Origin of the sequence: Ciceribacter sichuanensis (genome assembly GCF_024055605.1) — a bacterium.
In the GTDB taxonomy this organism is placed as follows: domain Bacteria; phylum Pseudomonadota; class Alphaproteobacteria; order Rhizobiales; family Rhizobiaceae; genus Allorhizobium; species Allorhizobium sichuanense.
The window spans coordinates 158,431-180,873 of record NZ_JAMXLX010000001.1 but is presented as its reverse complement, the minus strand read 5'-3'; the positions used below and the strand labels follow the sequence as shown (position 1 = coordinate 180,873).

23 protein-coding genes are annotated in these 22,443 nt (G+C 61.0%); 11 read left to right on the top strand and 12 right to left on the bottom strand.

Annotated elements, in window-relative coordinates; translation table 11 throughout:
- Positions 1-30: 30 nt before the first annotated feature.
- The 5 genes from NBH21_RS00800 to NBH21_RS00780 all read right to left on the bottom strand — a co-directional run bounded on the left by NBH21_RS00800 (position 31) and on the right by NBH21_RS00780 (position 6,393).
- Positions 31-510 carry a GNAT family N-acetyltransferase gene (locus NBH21_RS00800; RefSeq protein WP_250912066.1) on the bottom strand — a complete coding sequence of 160 codons (480 nt, stop codon included), beginning with the start codon at positions 508-510 and terminating at the stop codon, positions 31-33.
- Between the two features lie 88 nt (positions 511-598).
- The gene (locus NBH21_RS00795; RefSeq protein WP_250912065.1) at positions 599-1,228 is read right to left on the bottom strand and encodes a hypothetical protein; all 630 of its coding nucleotides are present in this window, start codon (positions 1,226-1,228) and stop codon (positions 599-601) included.
- 135 nt (positions 1,229-1,363) lie between these two features.
- A complete protein-coding gene (gene ileS, locus NBH21_RS00790; RefSeq protein ID WP_250912064.1) occupies positions 1,364-4,246 on the bottom strand; it encodes an isoleucine--tRNA ligase in 2,883 nt (960 codons plus the stop codon).
- Positions 4,247-4,546: 300 nt separating this feature from the next.
- Entirely contained in the window at positions 4,547-5,527 is a 981-nt protein-coding gene (locus NBH21_RS00785; protein WP_250912063.1) for a bifunctional riboflavin kinase/FAD synthetase, read from the bottom strand.
- A 14-nt stretch (positions 5,528-5,541) separates the two neighbouring features.
- On the bottom strand, positions 5,542-6,393 hold the full coding sequence (locus tag NBH21_RS00780) for a TIGR01459 family HAD-type hydrolase (RefSeq protein WP_250912062.1): 852 nt from the start codon (positions 6,391-6,393) through the stop codon (positions 5,542-5,544).
- A 367-nt stretch (positions 6,394-6,760) separates the two neighbouring features.
- On the opposite strand from NBH21_RS00780, the gene groES reads away from it, so the two are divergent.
- The 3 genes from groES to NBH21_RS00765 all read left to right on the top strand — a co-directional run bounded on the left by groES (position 6,761) and on the right by NBH21_RS00765 (position 10,132).
- Complete coding sequence (groES, locus tag NBH21_RS00775; RefSeq protein WP_250912061.1) at positions 6,761-7,057, top strand: co-chaperone GroES; 297 nt, start codon at positions 6,761-6,763, stop codon at positions 7,055-7,057.
- Between the two features lie 65 nt (positions 7,058-7,122).
- Positions 7,123-8,760, top strand: a complete 1,638-nt coding sequence (gene groL / locus NBH21_RS00770) for a chaperonin GroEL (RefSeq protein WP_250912060.1) — start codon at positions 7,123-7,125, stop codon at positions 8,758-8,760.
- A 925-nt stretch (positions 8,761-9,685) separates the two neighbouring features.
- Entirely contained in the window at positions 9,686-10,132 is a 447-nt protein-coding gene (locus NBH21_RS00765; RefSeq protein WP_250912059.1) for a hypothetical protein, read from the top strand.
- 69 nt (positions 10,133-10,201) lie between these two features.
- Here NBH21_RS00765 and NBH21_RS00760 read toward each other — a convergent pair whose 3' ends face one another.
- Positions 10,202-10,909, bottom strand: coding sequence for a glutathione binding-like protein (locus tag NBH21_RS00760; RefSeq protein ID WP_250912058.1), 708 nt, complete (start codon positions 10,907-10,909; stop codon positions 10,202-10,204).
- Positions 10,910-11,078: 169 nt separating this feature from the next.
- Between NBH21_RS00760 and NBH21_RS00755 the strand changes: the two genes are divergently transcribed.
- Positions 11,079-11,522, top strand: a complete 444-nt coding sequence (locus tag NBH21_RS00755; RefSeq protein WP_163903702.1) for a DoxX family protein — start codon at positions 11,079-11,081, stop codon at positions 11,520-11,522.
- 78 nt (positions 11,523-11,600) lie between these two features.
- On the opposite strand, the gene NBH21_RS00750 is transcribed toward NBH21_RS00755, so the two are convergent.
- The 4 genes from NBH21_RS00750 to hisS all read right to left on the bottom strand — a co-directional run bounded on the left by NBH21_RS00750 (position 11,601) and on the right by hisS (position 15,833).
- A complete protein-coding gene (locus NBH21_RS00750) occupies positions 11,601-12,200 on the bottom strand; it encodes a class I SAM-dependent DNA methyltransferase (RefSeq protein ID WP_250912057.1) in 600 nt (199 codons plus the stop codon).
- A 4-nt stretch (positions 12,201-12,204) separates the two neighbouring features.
- Positions 12,205-12,903 (bottom strand): ATP phosphoribosyltransferase, encoded by a 699-nt coding sequence (gene hisG, locus NBH21_RS00745; RefSeq protein WP_250912056.1) that lies wholly within the window; start codon positions 12,901-12,903, stop codon positions 12,205-12,207.
- Positions 12,900-14,021, bottom strand: a complete 1,122-nt coding sequence (locus NBH21_RS00740; protein ID WP_250912055.1) for an ATP phosphoribosyltransferase regulatory subunit — start codon at positions 14,019-14,021, stop codon at positions 12,900-12,902. The genes hisG and NBH21_RS00740 overlap by 4 nt, the downstream gene beginning before the upstream one ends.
- Before the next feature lie 243 nt (positions 14,022-14,264).
- Positions 14,265-15,833, bottom strand: coding sequence for a histidine--tRNA ligase (gene hisS, locus NBH21_RS00735; protein ID WP_250912054.1), 1,569 nt, complete (start codon positions 15,831-15,833; stop codon positions 14,265-14,267).
- A 179-nt stretch (positions 15,834-16,012) separates the two neighbouring features.
- On the opposite strand from hisS, the gene NBH21_RS00730 reads away from it, so the two are divergent.
- From NBH21_RS00730 to copM, 4 genes are all read left to right on the top strand, one after another.
- Entirely contained in the window at positions 16,013-16,456 is a 444-nt protein-coding gene (locus tag NBH21_RS00730; RefSeq protein ID WP_250912053.1) for a GyrI-like domain-containing protein, read from the top strand.
- A 26-nt stretch (positions 16,457-16,482) separates the two neighbouring features.
- Complete coding sequence (locus NBH21_RS00725; RefSeq protein WP_250912052.1) at positions 16,483-17,238, top strand: hypothetical protein; 756 nt, start codon at positions 16,483-16,485, stop codon at positions 17,236-17,238.
- 79 nt (positions 17,239-17,317) lie between these two features.
- On the top strand, positions 17,318-17,707 hold the full coding sequence (locus NBH21_RS00720) for a hypothetical protein (protein WP_250912051.1): 390 nt from the start codon (positions 17,318-17,320) through the stop codon (positions 17,705-17,707).
- 71 nt (positions 17,708-17,778) lie between these two features.
- A complete protein-coding gene (copM, locus tag NBH21_RS00715; RefSeq protein ID WP_250912050.1) occupies positions 17,779-18,165 on the top strand; it encodes a CopM family metallochaperone in 387 nt (128 codons plus the stop codon).
- Positions 18,166-18,182: 17 nt separating this feature from the next.
- Here copM and NBH21_RS00710 read toward each other — a convergent pair whose 3' ends face one another.
- Positions 18,183-19,073 (bottom strand): LysR family transcriptional regulator, encoded by an 891-nt coding sequence (locus NBH21_RS00710; protein ID WP_250912784.1) that lies wholly within the window; start codon positions 19,071-19,073, stop codon positions 18,183-18,185.
- A gap of 104 nt (positions 19,074-19,177) precedes the next feature.
- Here NBH21_RS00710 and NBH21_RS00705 point away from each other — a divergent pair, with 104 nt between their 5' ends.
- From NBH21_RS00705 to NBH21_RS00695, 3 genes are all read left to right on the top strand, one after another.
- Positions 19,178-20,185 (top strand): YeiH family protein, encoded by a 1,008-nt coding sequence (locus NBH21_RS00705; RefSeq protein ID WP_250912049.1) that lies wholly within the window; start codon positions 19,178-19,180, stop codon positions 20,183-20,185.
- A gap of 139 nt (positions 20,186-20,324) precedes the next feature.
- Entirely contained in the window at positions 20,325-21,029 is a 705-nt protein-coding gene (locus tag NBH21_RS00700) for an HAD family hydrolase (protein ID WP_250912048.1), read from the top strand.
- 16 nt (positions 21,030-21,045) lie between these two features.
- Positions 21,046-21,714 carry a DNA-3-methyladenine glycosylase I gene (locus NBH21_RS00695; protein WP_250912047.1) on the top strand — a complete coding sequence of 223 codons (669 nt, stop codon included), beginning with the start codon at positions 21,046-21,048 and terminating at the stop codon, positions 21,712-21,714.
- A 36-nt stretch (positions 21,715-21,750) separates the two neighbouring features.
- On the opposite strand, the gene NBH21_RS00690 is transcribed toward NBH21_RS00695, so the two are convergent.
- Positions 21,751-22,383 carry a DNA-3-methyladenine glycosylase I gene (locus NBH21_RS00690; RefSeq protein ID WP_250912046.1) on the bottom strand — a complete coding sequence of 211 codons (633 nt, stop codon included), beginning with the start codon at positions 22,381-22,383 and terminating at the stop codon, positions 21,751-21,753.
- Positions 22,384-22,443 lie beyond the last annotated feature (60 nt).

The following is a 22,443-nucleotide window of genomic DNA, read 5'->3' as shown; positions in this document are numbered from 1 at the left end:
GCTTCCCACGCAGGCCCGACGAAGGAACAATCAGCCTGCGGCGAATTCCTTCAGCCTGTCGCCGGCAAGACGGTAGCGGATCCATTCCGTCTGGGGTTCGGCGCCGATGGCGTCATAGGCACGGATTGCCGGCTCGTTCCAGTCGAGCACGCTCCATTCAAAACGGCCACATCCCTTTTCGACCGCGATCTTCGCAAGATGGCGCAGAAGCATCCTGCCGGCGCCGGAGCGACGGTAATCGGGCGTGATGTAAAGGTCTTCCAGATAGAGACCGTTGCGGGCCTGCCAGGTGGAATAATTGAAGAACCAGATGGCGGAACCGACAGGCTCACCATCAGCTTCGATAATCGCCGCCCCCGTGACGGAACCCGGCCCGAACAGCGTTTCCCTCAGGCTTTCCTCCGTCGCCTCGACTTCATGGCCGGCATTCTCGAAAACGGCGAGTTCGGTGATGAAGCGCAGGATGGTGCCGGCATCATCGGGACCCGCATCACGGATTACGAACGTCATCAGGCAATTCTCCCGGGAATTTAGACATGGAAAGGGCAGGTCGTTTCCGGCCTGCCCCAAAAAAATATAGTTCAACCCCGGTTCGGGATTATTGGAACGGCATCCACCAGGAAGACGAACCCTGGCTTGCAGCCTTGGCTTCCTTCTTGCGGCGCTTTTCCTTCTTGCTTTCCGGCTCGCCGAGGTCGGTCAGCGTGGCCTCGTCGGCCTGACGGTATTCGGCTGGCGGATCGGAGAGGAAACGGCGCTGATCGAGGTAGGCGCCCTTCTGCTGCTTGCGCGCTTCGCGGAAGGCTTCCCACTTCTGCGTTTCCGTCATCGTGCCGTTGGTGCCGTAACCGGCGAGCAGCGGCGAGCGATAACGCGGATTGTTTGCATTGGCGTCGGCTTCGGCCACGAGACGCGCGCGCGCGTCTTCCGGTGTCTCAAGCCATTCCGGGTTCGCCTTGCTGGCGAGAGACTGCTGCGGCGGGACCAGCGTGTTCTGGTCCCCCTTTGGCGGCATCACCAGCGCCGGGCGGGGATTGTACTTGGCGTTCGCATTCTTGTTGGGATTTGCACCGATGGAAACCGCCGAGCCGACGTCATCGACCAGCTGCTCCATAGCCGTCTTGTCGGTACCGTAGGTCGGGCTGCCGACGCAACCGGTCAATGCGGAACATGCGAGCAGGAGGCCGGCCATTCCGACACCAACTCTGAACAGATCTGCCGATTTCATGAATGCCTTCGAGCCTCGCCGCTGATTATGCTTGTGCCGAATATACTACCACCCCGCGTGATAGAAAATTCCGGCCATTTTCAGGCACATTTACCGGATGACAGGCAAAAGCGCAAATCATCCGGTAACATTTCGTTAATGGCGCGCAGCCAGTTCGCGCAGCGCGGCCGCATCGCGAGCGGAGACATCGGGGTATTCCGGATCGGAACCGACGTCCGGTGTGATCTTCCACGAGCGGGCGCATTTGCGTCCCTCGGCAAGCTTCGGCTCGACCGAAACCTTGCCGACTTCGGTCAGGCGGAAGGCATCAGCCGGACCTTCGTCCGCCACAACGGAGATGGCCGAGGTGATGCAGATCTCGGCGAAATCCTGACCTTCCAGCGCCTTGAACAGTTCGACATCGCCAACATGGACGACGGGGGCCGCCTCCAGCGACGAGCCGATGCGCTTTTCGCGGCGCTCGATTTCGAGAGCACCGGTCACGACCGTACGGACCTTGCGGATCTTTTCCCACTTCTCATCCAGAGCCGGGTTGAGCCACTCGGCCGGAACGGTCGGGAACTGCTCCAAATGCACCGAGACGGCCGACGGATTGCGCGACAGCCATGCCTCTTCCATGGTGAAAGGCAGCATGGGAGCAAGCCAGGTGACGAGACAATCGAACAGCTTGCGGATCACGGCAAGCGCCGAGCGGCGCTTCAGGCTCGACGGCGCATCGCAGTAGAGCGCATCCTTGCGAACGTCGAAATAAAAGGCCGAAAGCTCGACGTTGGAAAAGTCGATCAGCGAGCGGGTGATCTTCTTGAAGTCGAAGGCGTCGTAGCCCTCGCGCACGACCTTGTCGAGTTCCGCCAGCCGGTGCAGCATCAGCTGCTCCAGTTCCGGCATGTCGGCAAGGGCGATCTCCTCGCCGTTGTCGTGGGCCAGCGTGCCGAGCATCCAGCGGACGGTGTTGCGCAGCTTGCGATAGGCGTCGATGTTGGTCTGGATGATGGTCTTGCCGAGACGCTGGTCTTCCCAGTAGTCGGTGGTCATGACCCAGAGGCGCAGGATATCCGCGCCCGATTCCTTCATCACATCCTGCGGAACCACGGTGTTGCCGAGCGACTTCGACATCTTGCGGCCCTGCTCATCCATGGTGAAACCATGGGTGACGACGGCATTGTAAGGCGCGCGGCCGCGCGTCGCGCAGCTTTCGAGCAGCGACGAATGGAACCAGCCGCGATGCTGGTCGGAGCCTTCGAGATAGACGTCGGCCGGCCACTTCAGGTCGGGGCGGTCTTCCAGAACGAAGGAATGGGTCGAACCGGAGTCGAACCACACGTCGAGAATGTCGCGGACCTGCGCCCAGCCCTCGTTGGCGCGCGTGCCGAGGAAGCGCTCGCGGGCGCCTTCGGCGAACCACGCATCGGCGCCTTCGGCTTCGAAAGCTTCGAGGATGCGGGCGTTGACGGCATCGTCCTGCAGCACTTCGCCGTTTTCATCGACGAAGACGGCGATCGGCACGCCCCAGGCGCGCTGGCGGGACAGAACCCAGTCCGGACGCGTCTCGATCATGGCGCGCAGGCGGTTCTGGCCACCGGCGGGCACGAAGCGGGTGTCGTCGATCGCAGCCAGCGCGCGGGTGCGCAGGGTCGTCGCATCGCCGAGGTCCTTGTCCATATAGACGAACCATTGCGGCGTGTTGCGGAAGATGACCGGCTTCTTGGAACGCCAGGAATGCGGATAGGAGTGCTTCAGGCGGCCACGGGCAAAGAGCTTGTCGGCTGCGATCAGCGCCTTGATGACGCGCTCATTGGCATCGCCCTTCTTGCCGTTGTCATCCATGACGCGAGCGCCATCGAAGCCGGGGGCATCGGCGGTGTAGAAGCCGGCATCATCAACCGGGAACGGGATCTTCGCGGAGATACCGCGCGCTTCGAGATCTCGCGCGTGATGCATCCAGGCGTCAAAGTCCTCGCGGCCATGGCTCGGCGCGGTGTGCACGAAACCGGTGCCCGCGTCGTCGGTGACGTGGTCGCCGTCAAGGAGCGGAACCGGGAAATCGTAACCGAGATCAGCCAGCGGGTGGGCTGCAGTGATCGCGACAAGCTCTTCCGGAGCGACATCCCGCAGGAACTTCAACGTGAGCTTGGCCTTGGCAGCCGCCTCGTCGGCAAGACGGGTTGCGAAGATCAGCTTTTCGCCCGGCTGCGGGCCGAAATCGTTCGTGGCGCTTTCCACCTCATAGAGACCGTACGGGAAGCGCGACGAAAACGAGATGGCGCGGTTGCCCGGGATGGTCCAGGGGGTGGTGGTCCAGATGACGACAAAGTTGCCCTTGAGGTCTGCGGCCCCCTCGACGACCGGGAACTTCACCCAGATCGTGTCGCTCTCGACGTCGGCATATTCGACCTCGGCTTCCGCCAGCGCCGTGCGCTCGACCACCGACCACATGACCGGCTTCGAGCCGCGATAAAGCTGGCCGCTCTTCGCGATCTTCAGGAGTTCGCCGGCGATACGGGCTTCCGCATGGAAGTTCATCGTGGTGTAGGGATTTTCGAAGTCGCCCTCGATTCCGAGGCGCTTGAACTCTTCCGACTGGATCTTGATCCACTGGCTGGCGAAGTCGCGGCACTCCTGACGGAATTCGTTGACCGGAACCTCGTCCTTGTTCTTGCCCTTCTCGCGATATTTTTCCTCGATCTTCCATTCGATCGGAAGACCGTGGCAGTCCCAGCCGGGAACATAGTTCGCGTCAAAGCCGCGCATCTGGAAGGAACGGGTGATGACGTCCTTCAGGATCTTGTTCAGCGCGTGGCCGATATGGATGTTGCCGTTGGCATAGGGAGGTCCGTCATGCAGGACGAACTTTTCGCGGCCGGCGGCGGAAGCGCGAAGCTTCTTGTACAGGCTCATCTCCTGCCAGCGCTTGACCATTTCCGGTTCCTTCTGCGGCAAGCCGGCGCGCATGGGGAAATCGGTCTGGGGCAGGTAGAGAGTGGAAGAGTAGTCAACTTTTTCAGCGGTATCGGTCATGATCTTGCCATCGAAGGGCGCCCGAAGCGGGTCGCGAATAATGTCTTGGAATTCAAGGTGGCGGTAGCGCTCGCGAGGGAAACGCCAAAATCCCGGACCCTTCGGCTCTTTCAAAGAGCGCGAAAGGCCGGGCCAATAATTCGAAGGGACTTGGTCAGCCGAACCCTGTTCATGGTGGCGGTTCTTTAAGCGGTTTTGCCGCGAAAAGGAAGGGGCGCGCCGCAAGTTTATGGCGGCGCGAAGCCATGCCCGGCGACAGCGGAGGTGAAAGCCTACCCTGTCCGCCGCATCGCCACCCGCTCAGAACGCGATTTCGGCGTCGAGCGGGCTGATCGGGGAAACGCCGGAGAGAAGCGCCCTCGCCTCCTCCTCGTCCTTGCGGATCTGCTCGACCAGCGGATCCAGTCCGGCAAACTTCAACTCGTCGCGCAGATGGCCGAAGAAAGAGACGCGACAGTGCTCGCCATAGAGGTTGCCGGAGAAGTCGAACACGAAGGTCTCGAGCAGGGCCGCGCCGTTGTCCGTCACGGTCGGGCGATAGCCGAAGCTCGCGACGCCGTCATGCAGGGAACCGTCGGGACGGCGCAGCCGCACGGCATAGATGCCGGGTTTTAGCTCAGCTTCCGGCGGCAGAGCCATGTTGGCAGTCGGGAAGCCGAGCGTGCGGCCAAGCTGCTGACCCTTGATGACCTCGGCCTCGACCGTGAAGCGGTAACCCAGCAATCCGGCGGCCTGAGCAACGTCGCCTTCCCGTAGCAGGCTGCGGATACGGCTTGAGGAGACCACTTCCGCACCTTCATCGCGGAAGGCATCGATCAACGTGACGCCGAAACCATGGCGCTTACCGGCTTCCATCATGAAGGCCGGGCCGCCTTCCCTGCCCTTGCCGAAATGAAAATCGAAGCCCGTCACCACTTCCGACGCGCCGAGCCATTCGACCAGGATGGAGCAGACGAACTCCTCGGCGGAGCGGTTGGAAAACTCGCGATCGAAGGGATATTCGATGACCGAATGAAAGCCCATCGCCTCCAGCAGGCGCGCCCTGAGCGGGGCCGGCGTCAGGCGAAACACCGGCTGGTCCGGCCTGAAGACGGATCGCGGGTGAGGTTCGAAGGTCAGCACCAGCGCCGGAACGCCGCGTTCCCTCGACAATTCCAGCGCACGGTTCAGAACCGTCTGATGGCCGCGATGGACGCCATCGAAGTTGCCGATGGCGATGACGCCGCCTTTCAGGCTTTCCGGGAGCGGGTTCTTCTTCTCGTTGCGATGAAAGACGGTCATGTCCACGTCCCGGTTCAGGCGAACCTCTGCATCCAGTATTTCGGAGCGGCGTTCTCGCGCTTCAGATAGGCGTTCAGGATCGCCTCGTCGGGCTTGCCGTTGACAGTGTATTCCGCGGCATGAATGCCGCCGGAGATATAAAGAAGGTCGAGACCGGCATCGAGCGCACCACGGACGTCGGTGGGCATGCCGTCGCCGATTGCCAGCACGCGTGTCTTCACGGTCTCGCCGCCCCTTATCTTCCCGGCGGCGGCCATGGCGGCGTCATAGATCGGGCGATACGGCTTGCCGGCAACGCGGGTCTCGCCACCCAGTTGCTCGTAATAGGCCGCTACAGCGCCGGCGCAGGGGATCATGCGCGAACCGCGCTCGACGATCAGGTCGGGATTGGCGCAGATCAGCGGCACGCCGCGCTTTTGAAAGGCGACCAGCATGTCATGATAATCTTCCGGGGTTTCGGTTTCGTCGTCGAAGAAGCCGGTGCAGACGATGGCCTCCGCTTCATCCGCCGGAGCCCTCTCGACACCGAGCCCGTTCAGCAAAGGCAGATCGCGATCGGGACCAAGGAAGAAAATCTTCTTCGGGCCGGCTGCGATCAGTGTGCGGGTCACGTCACCGGAGCTGACGATGCCGTCAAAGGCGGTGTCTGCAACGCCGATCATCTTCAATTGATTGATGACATCGGGCGACGGACGAGGCGAATTGGTGATCAGCACCACGGTGGCTCCAGCCCCCCTCGCCGCCGTCAGAGCCTCGGAGGCGGACGGAAAGGCATCGACACCGTTATGCAGCACGCCCCAGACATCGCAGAGGATGACGTCGTACTGTTCGCTGACATCGCTCAGGTTGGAGATGCGTTCGGCCATCATGATTTCCCGGTTTCAATTCATGTCAGCGGTGACATCGCAAAGGTTCGCCGCCATGGCAAGGGGCTTTGCGGCTCGTGGGTGAAATAGCTGATGTGCAATGATGTAAAGACCGGCGGACCCGTCTCCGTTCGGTGACGCCGGTCATGAAATCGCCGGCCCGGAGTGCAGGATATGCACGCGTCACACGTTCTGTCACGGAACGATGTTAACGTTGTGGGGTGAAATATTTTCGGCGGGCCGCGCTTGACTCATCCGGAGGCCACCCCTATCTCAACGCCGCTAGCACTCTTCCAATGGGAGTGCTAACAGTTTCCGTGCGGATCCTCCGCGATCCGTCAATGTCATTTGATCGAGGGATTAGACAATGGCAAGCACATCTTTCCGCCCCCTGCACGACCGCGTTGTTGTTAAGCGCGTTGAGTCCGAAGAAAAGACCAAGGGCGGCATCATCATTCCGGACACCGCGAAGGAAAAGCCTGCTGAGGGCGAAATCGTCGCCGTAGGTCCTGGTGCCCGTGACGATCACGGCAAGGTTATCGCTCTCGACGTCAAGGTCGGCGACCGCGTCCTGTTCGGCAAGTGGTCGGGTACCGAAGTCAAGCTCGACGGCGTAGACCTTCTGATCATGAAGGAAGCCGACATCATGGGCATCATCGGCTGATCAGCCTGATTGCTCACCCTTAATCCGCAATTCACCAATGGGCTTAAGCCCGGGAGTTTTGAAAAATGGCAGCTAAAGAAGTAAAATTCGGCCGTACTGCGCGCGAGAAGATGCTGCGCGGCGTCGACATCCTCGCTGACGCAGTGAAGGTTACCCTTGGTCCGAAGGGCCGCAACGTCGTTATCGACAAGTCCTTCGGCGCTCCGCGCATCACCAAGGACGGCGTATCGGTCGCCAAGGAAATCGAACTGGAAGACAAGTTCGAAAACATGGGCGCCCAGATGGTCCGCGAAGTCGCTTCGAAGACCAACGACATCGCCGGTGACGGCACCACGACTGCAACCGTTCTGGCCCAGGCGATCGTTCGCGAAGGCAACAAGGCCGTTGCAGCCGGCATGAACCCGATGGACCTGAAGCGCGGTATCGATCTCGCCGTCACGGAAGTCGTCAAGGACCTGCTCGCCAAGGCCAAGAAGATCAACACTTCGGAAGAAGTTGCACAGGTCGGCACGATCTCCGCAAACGGCGAAAAGCAGATCGGTCTCGATATTGCCGAAGCCATGCAGAAGGTCGGCAACGAAGGCGTCATCACCGTTGAAGAAGCCAAGACCGCCGAAACCGAACTCGAAGTCGTTGAAGGCATGCAGTTCGACCGCGGCTACCTGTCGCCCTACTTCGTGACCAACCCGGAAAAGATGGTGGCCGACCTCGAAGACGCCTTCATCCTCCTGCACGAAAAGAAGCTCTCGAACCTCCAGGCCATGCTGCCGGTTCTTGAAGCCGTCGTCCAGACCGGCAAGCCGCTCCTCATCATCGCTGAAGACGTCGAAGGCGAAGCCCTTGCGACGCTCGTCGTCAACAAGCTGCGTGGCGGCCTGAAGATCGCTGCCGTCAAGGCTCCGGGCTTCGGCGATCGCCGCAAGGCCATGCTGGAAGACATCGCGATCCTCACCGGCGGCACCGTGATCTCCGAAGATCTCGGCATCAAGCTCGAGACTGTCACCCTCGACATGCTCGGCCGCGCCAAGAAGGTCTCGATCTCCAAGGAAAACACGACGATCGTCGACGGTGCCGGCCAGAAGTCCGACATCGAAGGCCGCGTCGCCCAGATCAAGGCCCAGATCGAAGAAACCACCTCCGACTACGACCGCGAAAAGCTGCAGGAACGCCTTGCCAAGCTCGCTGGCGGCGTTGCCGTGATCCGCGTCGGCGGCTCGACCGAAATCGAAGTCAAGGAAAAGAAGGACCGCATCGACGACGCCCTGAACGCGACCCGCGCGGCCGTTCAGGAAGGCATCGTACCGGGCGGTGGCGTGGCTCTGCTGCGTTCGTCGGTCAAGATCACGGTCAAGGGTGCCAACCAGGACCAGGAAGCCGGCATCAACATCGTTCGTCGCGCCCTGCAGGCTCCGTGCCGCCAGATCGCCGAGAACGCTGGTGACGAAGCCTCCATCGTCGTTGGCAAGATCCTCGAAAAGGATGCAGACAACTTCGGTTACAACGCCCAGACCGGCGAATATGGCGACATGATCGCCATGGGTATCGTCGACCCGGTCAAGGTTGTCCGTACCGCTCTCCAGGACGCAGCTTCGGTTGCCGGCCTGCTCGTCACCACCGAAGCCATGATCGCCGAGCTCCCCAAGAAGGACGCTCCGGCAATGCCGGGCGGCATGGGCGGCATGGGTGGAATGGACATGATGTGAGACTGATGTCTCATATCTGAGCCATTCAGCTCGGAATTCGGAAAGGGCGGCCTTCGGGTCGCCCTTTTTCATTGTACGATGTCAGCTTCAGCCGGCTGCCCGTCCGGACACTTCGCCCGAGCCAGGCTCCCAAAGCCACGAGACGGATATGATGAACGGCCCAAGGCCTTCGGGCCGCCCCTTTCCGTGTTGGGCCAACCTGCCGACAAGGATGATCGTTTTCAGAGGACGCGACTGAACGGGCGGAGGCAGTCAAGCGCCGCCCGATGCAACCTCACGTCACTTACTGTCTTTCGTCTATTTGTTTATTAAAATATTCTAATTAAATTCTGGATTTTCTTTTTTGCCACTTATGTCCACTTTTAGATTGTCTCAAAGCGGCACAGCGAAAGGATGCAATTCGTCTGGGAAAATGGGTCAATTGACGAAATCTGCGGACAAGAAGGGGGAGAAACCGTTTTCAGCCTTCAAAAAACATGATATCGACTCCAATAATCCCTAATTCGATAGGGGTATGCAGCAGATTTGTTTTCGTCTTTATTCAATTACAAGATTCCGCATATCATTCAAAAAAATCCATTGCGAAGAAAACAAAAAGTTAATAACCCTTCGCGAGTCAACCGATGCCTCCACGAGTCCGGCAGGATGGCATACTACCTTCGGTAACCACTCCGCCAGAATAAAGGCATTGGGTATAAATGCCGAATGAAACTTATGCGCGAAGCATGTACTTGTATTTCGGCAAAATATAAGTAATTGGTAATACTACATAGTCTCGAGTGACCACCAACCCTTCGGGGGCGGTTGGCGCGCGGGGAAATGCAGAAAAGTTTGAGTAATGCACCGGGTTCCCGGTAACGCCGTCAATACTGAAACTACTCCGAGAGCACTACGCTTCAATTCGGCTTTCGACTTGAGGACCGCCTTGTTTAAGATTGCCAGAGCCAATCCCGTTACCCCCTATTCCCATGCCTTTCCGGAGGCAGAGGAAGACGATTCCTATTTCTTCTCCCAGTTTACCGTGTCGGAAAGCTGGGAAGGAGATCTGTCGAATGGTGTCATCAAACTGGGCGAGCGCGCGACCATGCTGCATGGCCTCGAAGCGCAGGAATGTGGCCTGCTCAGCATGATGCGCTGTTACGAAGCCCATGACCGAGCCCATATTCTCGAACTGTTCGAGCAGGCAGCGACCTCGTCGTCCCGCTTCTGTTATTCGACGACGATCGTGCATAGCGACGGACATCGCCAGCCGGTGTTCTGCATCGGTGAATCCGTCGGGCTGGAGCAGGTCAGTGCCGGCAGCATGCTCGGCCTCTTCGTATTCCCGCGCTTCAAGCTGGCGCCAGGGGCACATCTGCGCAGCTACGGCTGAACTTCTCCGCAAGGGCGGGAAGCGGAAAAGCGGCCGATCCGGCCGCTTTTATTTTTTGGAGACGCTGTCTCAGGGGCGCGGCGGAATGTTCAGGCCCTTCTGGCTGGCCGGACGGCTTTCGGCCCGCGCCACCCACTCCATGACCTTGGGATAGTTTTCCAGACCGATCACATCGGCGGCTTCGTAGCCGACCTTGAGGCCACGCACCCACGGGAAGGTGGCGATATCGGCGATGGTGTACTCGCCGCCAGCCAGCCACGGACGGGTGGCGAGTTCGCCTTCCAGAACGCCCAGCAGACGGCGGGTCTCGTCACGGTAGCGTTCCGTCGGATAGGGATTGTTGGCGACCTTATCGGCGGCATATTTGTAGAAATGGCCGAACTGGCCGAACATCGGGCCGACGCCGCCCATCTGGAACATCAGCCACTGCAGCACCGCATAGCGTCCTGCGGCGTCTTTCGGCAGCAGCTTGCCGGTCTTCTCCGCGAGATAGATCAGGATCGCTCCCGACTCGAAAACGCCGATCGGCTTTCCATCCGGGCCGTTCGGATCGAGGATTGCCGGAATACGGCCGTTGGGGTTCAGAGAAACGAATTCCGGGGACTTCTGCTCGTTGGTGCCGAACGAAACGAGATGCGCCTCATAAGGCAGCCCAAGCTCTTCCAGTGCGATCGATACCTTCACGCCATTCGGTGTCGGCAGGGAGTAAAGCTGGATAACGGACGGGTCCTTGGCGGGCCATTTCTTGGTGATGGGAAAGCTGGAGAGATCAGCCATCGTTTTCTCCTTTGGGGGGCGACGAGCGAGGCATCGTTCTCAATTATCGAACGAATAGTCAAGCATCGTCCAACTATGCGGGACAATCAAAAAAAGGCATTAAAAGCGGGAAAGTTTTAACGCCTTGCCGGTCTGCGGAGCCCGGCCTCACGATACATAGGAGCTTCCGATGTCCAATAGCAACAACGCGATCATCCTGATCGCCCGCATCCTTCTTTCCTTCATGTTCATCTATGCCGGCTTCGGCAAGCTGACCGACCCGAGCGGCACCGCCGGCATGATTACCGGCGCCGGCCTGCCGGCCGCCACCGCGCTTGCCTATCTCGCTGGCCTGTTCGAACTGGTCACCGGCCTCGCAGTCCTCGTCGGCTTCCAGACCCGGATCGTCGGCTGGGCGCTCGCCCTTTTCTGCGTATTCACCGCTCTCGTCTTCCACAGCGGCACCGTTGCCATCGAAGGCTGGCCGGAAGGTGCTCTTGGCTGGATCAATGCGCTGAACGGCATCATGCTGATGAAGAATATCACGCTCGCCGGCGCCTACATCCTGCTCGCCACCTACGGCCCGGGCGCATACTCGGTCGATGCACGCCGCGGCGTTCTCGCTACGGCCTGATAGTTCCCTGCTCCCAAGCAACAGAGAGCCCGGCGGATCGTTCCGCCGGGCTTTTTGTTTTCCGACCACACAATGAAATCAGACCTTGCGTGCAAGCCAGACAGTTGCCCCGCCGCATTGCGGATCTTCCGCCACATGGGCGATCACCTCGAAGCCATTTTCCGCAAGGAGCCGACGATACTCCTCCGGGGAAAGGCTCGCATGGTAAAGCGGTTCGCCCTCGAAGGTTCCCATCGCCACCCCTTCCGATGGTCCTGACGTGAACATCAGCACCGCACGCCTGGCGGCATGGGCAGCGAAGAGCGGAAACATGGCGCGCTGGGCATCCGGCGTCAGATGAAAGAAGCTGTGCCAGGCCAGAATGCCGTCGAAAGTGCGGCCGAGCGAAAGCTCACGCATGTCCGCCACCTGCCAATCGCCTTGTGGCAGCCGCTCGCGGCACAGGTCGATCAGCGTCGGCGACGAGTCGATACCGGTCACCTTCATTCCCCGCTCCAGCAGCGAAGCCGCCATGGGCTCACCGGAACCGCAACCGACATCGAGCACGCAGGAACCCTCCACCAGTTGCCCGGCGAAACGGTCAATCCATGATTTTTCGAGCAGGTGTTTCGAACGCTGGCGATCGAAGGCGTGCGCGTGACGCTCGTAGAGGCCGACGATATGGTCCGCCTCGCTCATGGTTCTATCGAAGCGCCGCCTGGACGGCCGCAACGATCTCGGCCACCCGCGCATTGCCCTCGTGTTCCGGCTTGCGGGCACGGACAAGGCAGGCCTCGGAACGCAGGATCACGCCATCGGACAGGATCTTCAGGTGGTTGGCGCGCAGCGTCGAACCGGTCGAGGTGATATCGACGATGATATCAGCCTGCCCCGCCGCCGGTGCGCCTTCCGTCGCGCCGAGGCTTTCGACGATACGGTAGAGCTGGATGCCGTGGCTTCCGGAAAAGAACTGCTGGGTGAGACGCCAGTATTTGGTCGCGATCGCCAGACGCCGGCCGTGACGGCTGCGGAAGTCGGCCGCGACATCACCGAGATCGGCCATGCTGTCGACATCCAGCCAGATTTCCGGCACGGCGACGACGACATCGGCGTGGCCGAAGCCGAGGCGGGCACAAATTTCGACGCGCTTGTCGGCCTCCGCCAGTCCTTCCCGGATCAGGTCTTCACCCGTGACGCCGAAGTCGACGGTTCCCGCGCCGATCTCACGGGCAATCTCAGAGGCCGAGAGAAAGGCAATCTCGATATCGTCGACGCCATCGACCCGGCCACGATAGGAACGATCGTTGCCGACGGCGACGATCTTCAGACCGGCGCGTTCGAGGACGGCAGAGGAGTCTTCCTTCATCCGGCCCTTGGAGGGCAATCCGATGGTAATCGTCATGAATGTTTTCCTTCCGCCTCGATCCGGTCGAGCCAGAGCGAAAAGCCGACCGCCGGAATGCGGCTTTCGGCACCGAGCAGGGTCAGGAGGCGGTCGAAGCGGCCACCGCCGGCAAGCACAGCCGGATAGCCCTTCACCGCGACTTCGAAGACGAGGCCGGTGTAATAATCGAGAGGGCGACCGAAGGCCGCGCGATAGGTGATGCGGGCAAGATCGAGCCCGGCATTGGCAAGGGCCGCAACCCGCTCGTCGAAGCGGGAGACGGCGGCACCGAGCTTCAGGCCGGCCGCATCGGCAAAGCCCGCGAGTGCCGAGGTCGCATCCGGCAGCGGCAGTTCCAGGGACAGGAACTCCCGCAGCAGAATGAGAGCCGCGCCGTCGAGCCGCGTTTGCGCCAGCTCCTGCTTTTCCTTGAGTCGCCTTGCGATTTCCACCGGCGAGCGGCTGGCATTGGTGGAATAGCCCGTCGCCTGCATGGTTTCGTCGATATGGGCAACCAGCGCCGCATCGTCGCCGGAGGCCAGCAGGTCCGATACCATCGGGTTCAGGCCCTCGACGGGATTGGGGCTACCTAGACGCTTCAGCAATTGCTCGATCTGATCGGCATTGCCGAACGCCTGAATGAGGCGCTTCTGCCAGCCCGCCGGCAGGCCGAGCGCCTTGACCACGGCCTCGAACACCGCTTGGTCACCCAGAGTGACGGTCAGCTTCCGGCTCGGCAGCAGGCGCGCGAGGATGGAATAGGCATCGCCGATCGCACGGGCGTCGGCCGCCGCGATACCGGTATCGCCGAGATCCTCGATGCCGGCCTGATAGAATTCGTTGGCGCCGTCGCGGCGCTGGCGGAAGACCTCGCCGAGATAGGCATAACGCTTCGGCGTACCGGTCGCGGTCTCGATGTGGCGCAGGCAGACCGGAATGGTGAATTCCGGGCGCAGGCACAGACTTTCACCGCGCTCGTTCTCCGTCATGAAGATGCGGCGGCGCAGATCTTCGCCCGCCATGTCGAGGAAGGGTTCCGCCGGCTGGATCACTGGCGTATCGACCCGAACGGTCGAGCGCGCCGAAAATTCCTCAAGGATGGTGCCGGCGAAATCCGGCATGTTGATCAGGGGCATGGATAAGCTCCTTCCGCGGAGACGGCATACCCCCTCTGGCCTGCCGGCCATCTCCCCCACAAGGGGGGAGAGGATTCGCCGCGCGCGCTCACGCCATTGGCAATGCGAGCGCCCGATACAGCTTGCCCCGTTTTTTGATGCAGAGAACTGCAGACTGACAAAACGGTACGCATCGGGGACGGCAAACACCGACCTGCCCCCTTCCCCTTATGGGGAGGGTTGGGGAGGGGAAAGGCCACAAACTCAGACATCAGCGTCGCTATAAGGCTCTTGAGTGGGATCGTAGGGTGTTGTTTCACCCTTCGCCCGACGACGGTCTTCCGCCTGGGCTGCGAGGATTTCCAGAACCTTCTCAACGAGTTCGGCCTCCGGCACGACATCCTGGGCGACGCGGGCCTCGCGCCATTCGGCATTGTCGGTGATTTCGCCGGAGAGACGCTTGCCCTCGATCAGGTCCTTGAGCTGCACAACGCCCTGAGCGCGCTCGTCGCCGCCCTGAATGATGGCGATGGGGCAGCCGCGACGGTCGGCGTATTTCAGCTGGTTACCGAACTTCTTCCAGTTGCCCTGATACATCTCGGCGCGGACACCGGCGGCGCGCAGCGCTTGCGTGAACTTCTGGTAGCGGCTCATGCTTTCGACGTCGCCGTCCATGACGGTGACCAGAACCGGCGCGATCACATCGTCCTGGCCGAGCTTGCCGAGGTTCTTGAGCGCCGTCATCAGGCGCGAGACACCGATGGAGAAGCCGGTGGCCGGCACCGGCTGGCCCATGAAGCGCGACACGAGGCCATCATAACGACCACCGCCGCCGACGGAGCCGAAGACGACCTTTTCGCCCTTTTCGTTGGTGACATCGAAGGTGAGTTCGGCCTCATAAACGGGACCGGTGTAATATTCGAGGCCGCGCACGACCGACGGAGAAATGAACACCCGATCGGTGTATCCAGCTGCGATGATCAGATGAGCGATAGTCCGCAGCTCTTCAAAGCCTTGTTTGGCGGTCTCATTGTTGCCTACGACGGCGGCAATAGCATCCAACGTTTCTTCGGCAGATCGCTTGGTCGCCTCAAGAAGCTCTACGACACGGTCGATCCGCGTTTCGTCGAGGCCCGCACCCTTTGTAAAGTCTCCACTTTCGTCTTTACGACCCTCGCCCAAGAGAAGCCGAACTCCCGGAATTCCAAATTTGTCGAGCTTATCCATAGCTCGCAGCACTATTAGCCGTTTCTCAGTGTTCTCTTCGCCACCGAGACCAATGATTTCGAGCACCCCATCGAGAAGCTTACGATTGTTAACGCGGATCGCATACTGGCCCTTTAACCCCAGCGCTTCCAGCGTATCGGCCATCATCATGCACATTTCGGCATCGGCCTGGACGCCCGGCGCACCGACCGAGTCGGCATCGAACTGCATGAACTGGCGGAAGCGGCCCGGGCCGGGCTTCTCGTTGCGGAACACGTAGCCGGCGCGGTAGGTGCGGTAGGGAAGCTGGATCTCGTTGAAATTTTCCGCGACATGGCGGGCGAGCGGCGCGGTCAGATCGTAGCGCAGCGACATCCACTGGTCGTCGTCGTCCTGCAGCGAGAAGACACCTTCGTTCGGGCGGTCGGCATCCGGCAGGAATTTGCCGAGCGCATCCGTGTATTCGAAAAGCGGAGTTTCCACCGGATCGAAACCATAGCGTTCATAGACTTCGCGGATCTTCGCGGTCATCTCGTTGACGGCGCGGATATCGGCGGCCTCGCGATCGACAAATCCACGCGGCAGGCGGGCTTTGAGTTTCTGCGGTTTCTTGGACTTGTCGCTCATGGTGGGGAACCGGGATTTCTTGTGTTTTCAGGTTGCCGGTGTCTTAGAGGATCAAGGTTTGGGCGGCAAGTATATTGATCGGTGACATCCGGTCTTCATGCTTGTCGCGCTTGCGTTTTTTGCCCTTCTGCGGCTACCACACCTTGAACCCGCCGCCACCCGCAATGCGAGGAGAACCGATGATCGAAATCGTGGAATTGCCGGAACTCGTCTGCATCGGCTACGAGATCGAGGCAGAGCGACAGGAACTGCCCGCTCTCATGCCCGGACTATGGGACAGGCTGTTTGCAGCCGATACCGGCGCGACGTCGTTTCTCGAGGTATCAAGCGAAGCCGAGGAAGGCCGTTTCCGGAGACTGGTGGGCTTTCTCGCGGCACGATCGACCGAGATACCCGATGGCATGACGAAGCTCATTCTGCCGGCTCGGCGTTACCTGCGCCTCAGCCATGAAGGGCCGCTTTCCGGCATTGCTTCCGGTTTCCAGCGCATCCACGACCACGCGGCGACGACCGGTCAGAAAACCGGCGACCTGAAGCTCGACTTCGGCTACACGCCCGGCTTCACCGATACCCGCCACGAACTCCATGTCGCGCTGGAACCGCAGCCGCTCCTGCTCGGCTGAGGCGAGGCCATGGAGACCGCCCGGCAATGATCCTCGAAGCCCTGAACTATGCTGCCACATGGCCGTTGACGACGCCTGCCCATCGCAAGGCGATCCGCTATTCGGTCAATCTGTGGTCGCGGGCGGGACGCTGCGCCGGGGCATGGCGGGAGCATGAGGAAAACAGCAAGGCGGCCATCATCGCGGCCATCAGTTCGCTGAAACAGCGACGCACCGCTGTCGTGCTCGGCTCCGGCCTGCTGCGCGATGTCCCGATCATCGAGCTTTCGCGGGCATTCGATACCGTGGTGCTGGTCGATCTGGTGCATCTTGCCAGCGTTCGCGGCTGGCTGATGCTCAAGGGCCTGAAGAACGTACGGCTGATCGGGCGCGATCTTGGCGGCTATGACGCACTCAAGGCGGGGCAGGAACCCGAACCGCTCGCCTTTCTCAGGCAGGTGCCGTTCCTCGATTTCGTCGTCTCCGCCAATCTCCTGTCGCAGATCGGCACCGGCGCCATGAAGCGGCTGGAACAGGAAAACCCCGGCACGATGCCGGAAGACACCCTGCCCCGGCTGATCCAGGCGCATATCGATGGGCTGGACGGTCTGCCCTGCAAGAGCCTTCTCGTCACAGACATTTCCTATGAAGTGATCGACCGGACCGGCAAACAGCGCGAGACCTTCGACCTGCTGCATGGCGTCGACGTGCCCACTCATCGCACCGAATGGGACTGGCCGGTGGTACCGCAGGGCGAAGAAAGCAAAGATTACCGTATCGTGCACAGGGTCATCGCCGGATGATGCACGTCATTTCGACCGGCGGCCGACCGCTCCCGACAACGGCCTTGCTTTCGACGAAATCACCCCTACCTTCGTTTCCATGACATTGCTGCTTCGCGCCTTTCTGCTGCTCGCCGCGCTGGCTTATGGCGCCATGCCCTTTACCGGCATGGCGATGCCCGTTGTTGCGCCCATGCAGATGGCTGCAGTAACGGCAACACAGGCAGACGAACCCGCTCATGCCATGCATGGGAGCACGAAGCACGACACGGCAAAGGCTAAGCATGCCGAGACGGCAAGCACAAACGCCGATTGTCCGCATCCGGGCAAGAGCGACCGCTCCGCCCACTGTTCCGCCTGCCTGACGCTGCCCGCCAGCCTCGTGATTGCCGATGCAGGATCGCCGGCGCGTTCCGCTGAGGCTCCCTCCCTTGTCATGGCCCTCCGTTCGGAGCCCTCGGCGCCGCTTACTCCCCCTCCACGCGCCTGACGAAGATCGCTTCGAACCTGTCGGCCGCAGGCCGCAACCCGAACTCCGTCTCAAAGACAAGGAAAACCCCAATGCTATTCAAGGCACTTTTCACGGCATCCGCCGTTCTTCTCGCAAGCTCCGCTTACGCCCAGGAAACCATGTCCCACGACCACATGAACATGGGCGGCGGCATGATGACCAATCAGCCGGCCGGCGACCAGTCGCCCTCCAGCCAGGCATTTGCGGAAGCGAATGCAAAGATGCACACCGACATGGCGCTCGAATTCACCGGCGATGCCGACGTCGACTTCGTTCGCGGCATGATCCCGCATCATCAGGGCGCAATCGACATGGCCAAGATCGAGCTGCAATACGGCAAGGATCCGGAAATCCGCAAGCTCGCCGAAGAGGTCATCAAGGCTCAGGAAGCCGAGATCGCCATGATGAAGGAATGGCTGGCCAAGCACGGCCAGTAAAACAGAGAAGCCTCGGGCTAGCCAGCCTGCTCGAGGCTCATCTTCTCCAGCATGGACGCCGCCCGGCTGGGGCGGCGTTCCTTGTGCCGCAGGATGGAAAACTGCCGGACCGGCAGCGAGAAGTTCGCGACCACCAGTTCACCACTGGCCAGCCGGCCCGCCGCCGCGATGCCTGAGACAACGGCCGCGCAGGGGCCTGCGGCAACGGCCGACAACACGGCCTCGTTGGAGGGCAAGGTCAGCACATTTCTCAAAAGAGCCGGATCGACGCCGAGACCGCGAAGCGTATCCTCGAAGGCGGCGCGTGTGCCCGACCCCTTCTCGCGCATGATCCAGCCCGTTTCCTCGACCAGTTGACTGGCGGAAAGCGGCTGGCCGTTGGAAAACGCATGTCCCGGCGCAACAACTGCCAGAAGCGCATCGTCCGCCACCTTCATCACCGCAAGCGCGGGATCATCGACCGATCCTTCGACAAAGCCGATATCGGCATTGCCGGCATTCACCGCCTGCGCCACGGACCGGGTGTTGCCGATGGCGAACTCCAGTTCGATGCCGGGATATTCCGCATGAAACCGCATCAGCAGGGGCGGCAGCCAGTAACTCGCGACCGTCTGGCTGGCCTGAACGGCGAGCCTGCCGCGGGACAGTCCCCCAAGTTCCGACAGCATCAGCTCGGCGGAGCGGGCGCGGGCAAGCGTGGCGCGCGCCTCATCGAGAAACAGGCGGCCTTCCATGGTCAGTTCGATGCGTCGACCGACCCGGTTGAACAGGGCCACGCGGTAATAAGCCTCCAGATTGCGAATCGCGGCGCTGACGGCCGAAGGCGTGAGACCGATGGCCTCGGCAGCCCGCGTCAGGTGTTCGCGCTCGGCAACGGCGACGAAGATGGAAAGTTGCTCGAAGGTCATCATCAAACGTTCGTTTTTATCGAACGAAACATGACTTATTATGCGATGGAAGTCGATAATCAAGCGACCGATAATTCGCCTGTCAACCACAGGTGTCCGCCGCAATGAAACCGTTTCAAGCTCCATCCGCTATCCTTCCGGGTCTCGCCCTCTGTCTTGCCGTTGCCGCATCCGGCCTTGCACTGGAGCATGTGGAAGTTCTGCTGATCGGCGCGCGGCCGCTGGAAAGCCTCGTCTTCGCCATCCTGATCGGGGTCGTGCTGCGGTCCAGCATCAGGTTGCCTGCCTCGTTCAACGCCGGCATCACGTTTTCCGCCCACTTCGTTCTGGAATGCGCGATCGTGCTGCTCGGCGCCTCGATCAGTGTGGAGGCCATAAGCGCTGCCGGGCCGCTGCTGGTCGCGGCTATCGCATCGGTCGTCCTGCTGTCGATTGCCGTCAGCTTCACCATCGGACGGCTTTTCGGCCTCTCCCCGAAACTCGCCTTTCTCGTCGCCTTCGGCAATTCGATCTGCGGCAACTCCGCAATCGCCGCCTCCGCTCCGGTGGTGGGAGCGGACCCGGAGGATGTCGCCGCGTCCATCGCCTTTACCGCTGTGCTCGGCGTCGCCGCCGTGCTGCTCATGCCGCTCCTTTCCATCGCGCTCAACCTCAGCGCCGTGCAGTATGGTGTGTTCGCCGGCCTGACCGTTTATGCCGTGCCGCAGGTGCTGGCGGCCACCGCCCCGGTTGGCGTCGTCAGCCTACAGACGGGGACGCTGGTCAAGCTCATCCGGGTGCTGATGCTCGGGCCGCTTCTCTTCGTCGTCGGGCTGGTGCGGGGCGCTTCGGGGCAGCGTATCTCGCTCCGCCACATGCTGCCGTGGTTCATCGCCGGCTTCGCTATCATGGTGATGCTCAGGTCCGCAGGTATCCTTGGCGAACCGCTACTTGCCCGCCTTTCCGATCTTTCCACCGTCTGCACGACGGTCGCCATGGCCGGTCTCGGGCTTTCCGTCGATATCAGGTCCCTGAGGAAATCGGGCGGCCGGGTGGTGCTGGCGGCCTTCGCCTCGCTGATGGCGCTTTGCGGGATCAGCATGACGATGATCCTCGCCGTCGGCATCATGTGAACTCGTCCTGCCACGGCCTCGTCAAAAACCGAAGACGACGCCGGAGCATTGTCTACGCGCAATTCCGGACGCAAAACCTGTTCCCACTTTTGCTGGAATTGCTCTATTCTGGCGGCCAATCGCAGGAAGAGACATCACGATGAATACGCGCTCTCTCGCCGTCATCGGCTTCGATGCCGACGACACGCTCTGGCAGAACGAACAATATTACCGGCTGACGGAAGAGCATTTCCGGGAATTGCTCGCCGATTTCGCCGAGGGAGAGCATGTCTCCGAACGCCTGCTGGAGGCGGAGCGTCGCAACCTTGCCCAATACGGTTTCGGCATCAAGGGCTTCACGCTGTCGATGATCGAGACAGCGCTGGAGATCACCGAGGGACGGGCTCCGGGAACGGTGATCAGCGAGATCCTTTCCATCGGGCGCAACCTGCTCAGCCATCCCGTCGAGACCATGCCGCATGCCCGCGACGTGCTGGAGGCGCTGGCGGGAGAATACTATCTGGTGCTGATCACCAAGGGCGACCTGTTCGACCAGGAACGCAAGCTCGCCCAGTCCGGCCTTGGCGATTATTTCGACGCGGTGGAGATCGTCTCCGACAAGACGGCAACCACCTATCGCCGCATCTTCGGCAAGACCTCGGATGGGCCGGAACGGGCGATGATGATAGGCAATTCGCTGAAGTCCGATGTCGTACCCGCGATTGCCGCCGGCGCTTGGGGCGTGTTCGTCCCGCATCATCTGACATGGGTGCTCGAACAGGTGGAAAAGCCGGAACAGGCACCGCGTTTCCGCGAAATCGCCCATCTCGGCGAACTGCCGAAACTCATTACGGACATCGGCTGAAAAAGCGGAGACAGGAATGCACAGCTTCAACGAGATCTGGGCGATTGCGGCCGGGCGCAAGGGAGGAGATGCGGCGGTGGAGGCCGCGCTGCAATATCCGAAGACACGCGACGAAATCGCTGAAACACCCGACGACCGCTTCCTGTCGATGATGACCAGATGTATCTTCCAGTCAGGCTTCAACTGGAAGGTGGTGGATGCCATGTGGCCCGGTTTCGAGGCCGCTTTCGAAGGTTTCGACATTGCGCGTTGCGCCATGCTGCATGACGAGGATTTCGAGCGGCTGGTCTCCGACAGCCGGATCGTGCGGCATGGGCCGAAGATCCGCTCGGTGCAGGAAAACGCGGTCTTTCTCTCCGACCTGGCAAGGGAACATGGCAGCGCCGGCCGCTTCTTCGCCGATTGGCCGGCGGACAATTATCTCGGCCTCACCGACATCCTGAAGAAGCGGGGATCGCGGCTCGGCGGCAATACCGGCCAGTATTTCCTGCGTTTTTCCGGTGTCGACAGCTTCATCCTCTCCCAGAGCGTGGTGAACCGCCTGATTGCGGAAGGCATCATCGACAAGGCTCCTTCCTCAGCCAAGGAAAAGGCCGCCGTGCAAGCAGCCTTCAACACATGGCGCGCCGAATCCGGACGGTCGCTTACCGAGATCAGCCGGGTGCTCGGGATCAGCATCGACTGAAGGCGGCGTGCGGTCCCGCTTTCAATTTGATCAGGCTCAAGCAGGCCGGACGAATTCCGCCCTCAATTGCTCCACCTGTGGCCGGCAGCAGCAGCCCTCGATGTGGTCGTTCACCATGCCCATGGCCTGCATGAAGGCATAGACGGTGGTCGGGCCGACAAAGCTCCAGCCGCGCTTCTTCAGGTCTTTCGACAAGCGCACCGATGTTGGCGAGGTCGGATTGGCGCGAAGCGTCTCGTAGTCCATGCTTGCAGGGCGCTCCTCAGCGCCGGGCTCGAAGCTCCAGAAATAGCGGGCAAGGCTGCCGAATTCCGCCTTGAGATCGACGGCATGACGGGCATTGTTGATGGTGGAAACGATCTTGCCGCGATGGCGGATGATGCCGGCATCGGCGAGCAGGCGAGCGATGTCGCCATCATCGAAGAGCGCCACCTTGTGGAAATCGAAACCGGCAAAACCGGCACGGAAATTCTCCCGCTTCCGGAGGATTGTGAGCCAGGAGAGACCGGACTGGAAGCCCTCAAGGCAGATCTTTTCGAACAGACGGAAATCGTCGGTCACCGGCCTGCCCCACTCCTCGTCATGATAGCGCCGGTAGTCCTCGAGGCCGCCATGCCAGAAGCAGCGCGTCAGCCCATCTTCGCCCGTAATCAGTCCCGTCTTTTCCATCTTTTTCCGTTTTCCGATTGAATCCGTCAAACGTTTACCATTTGTTCACTATTTTTCCAA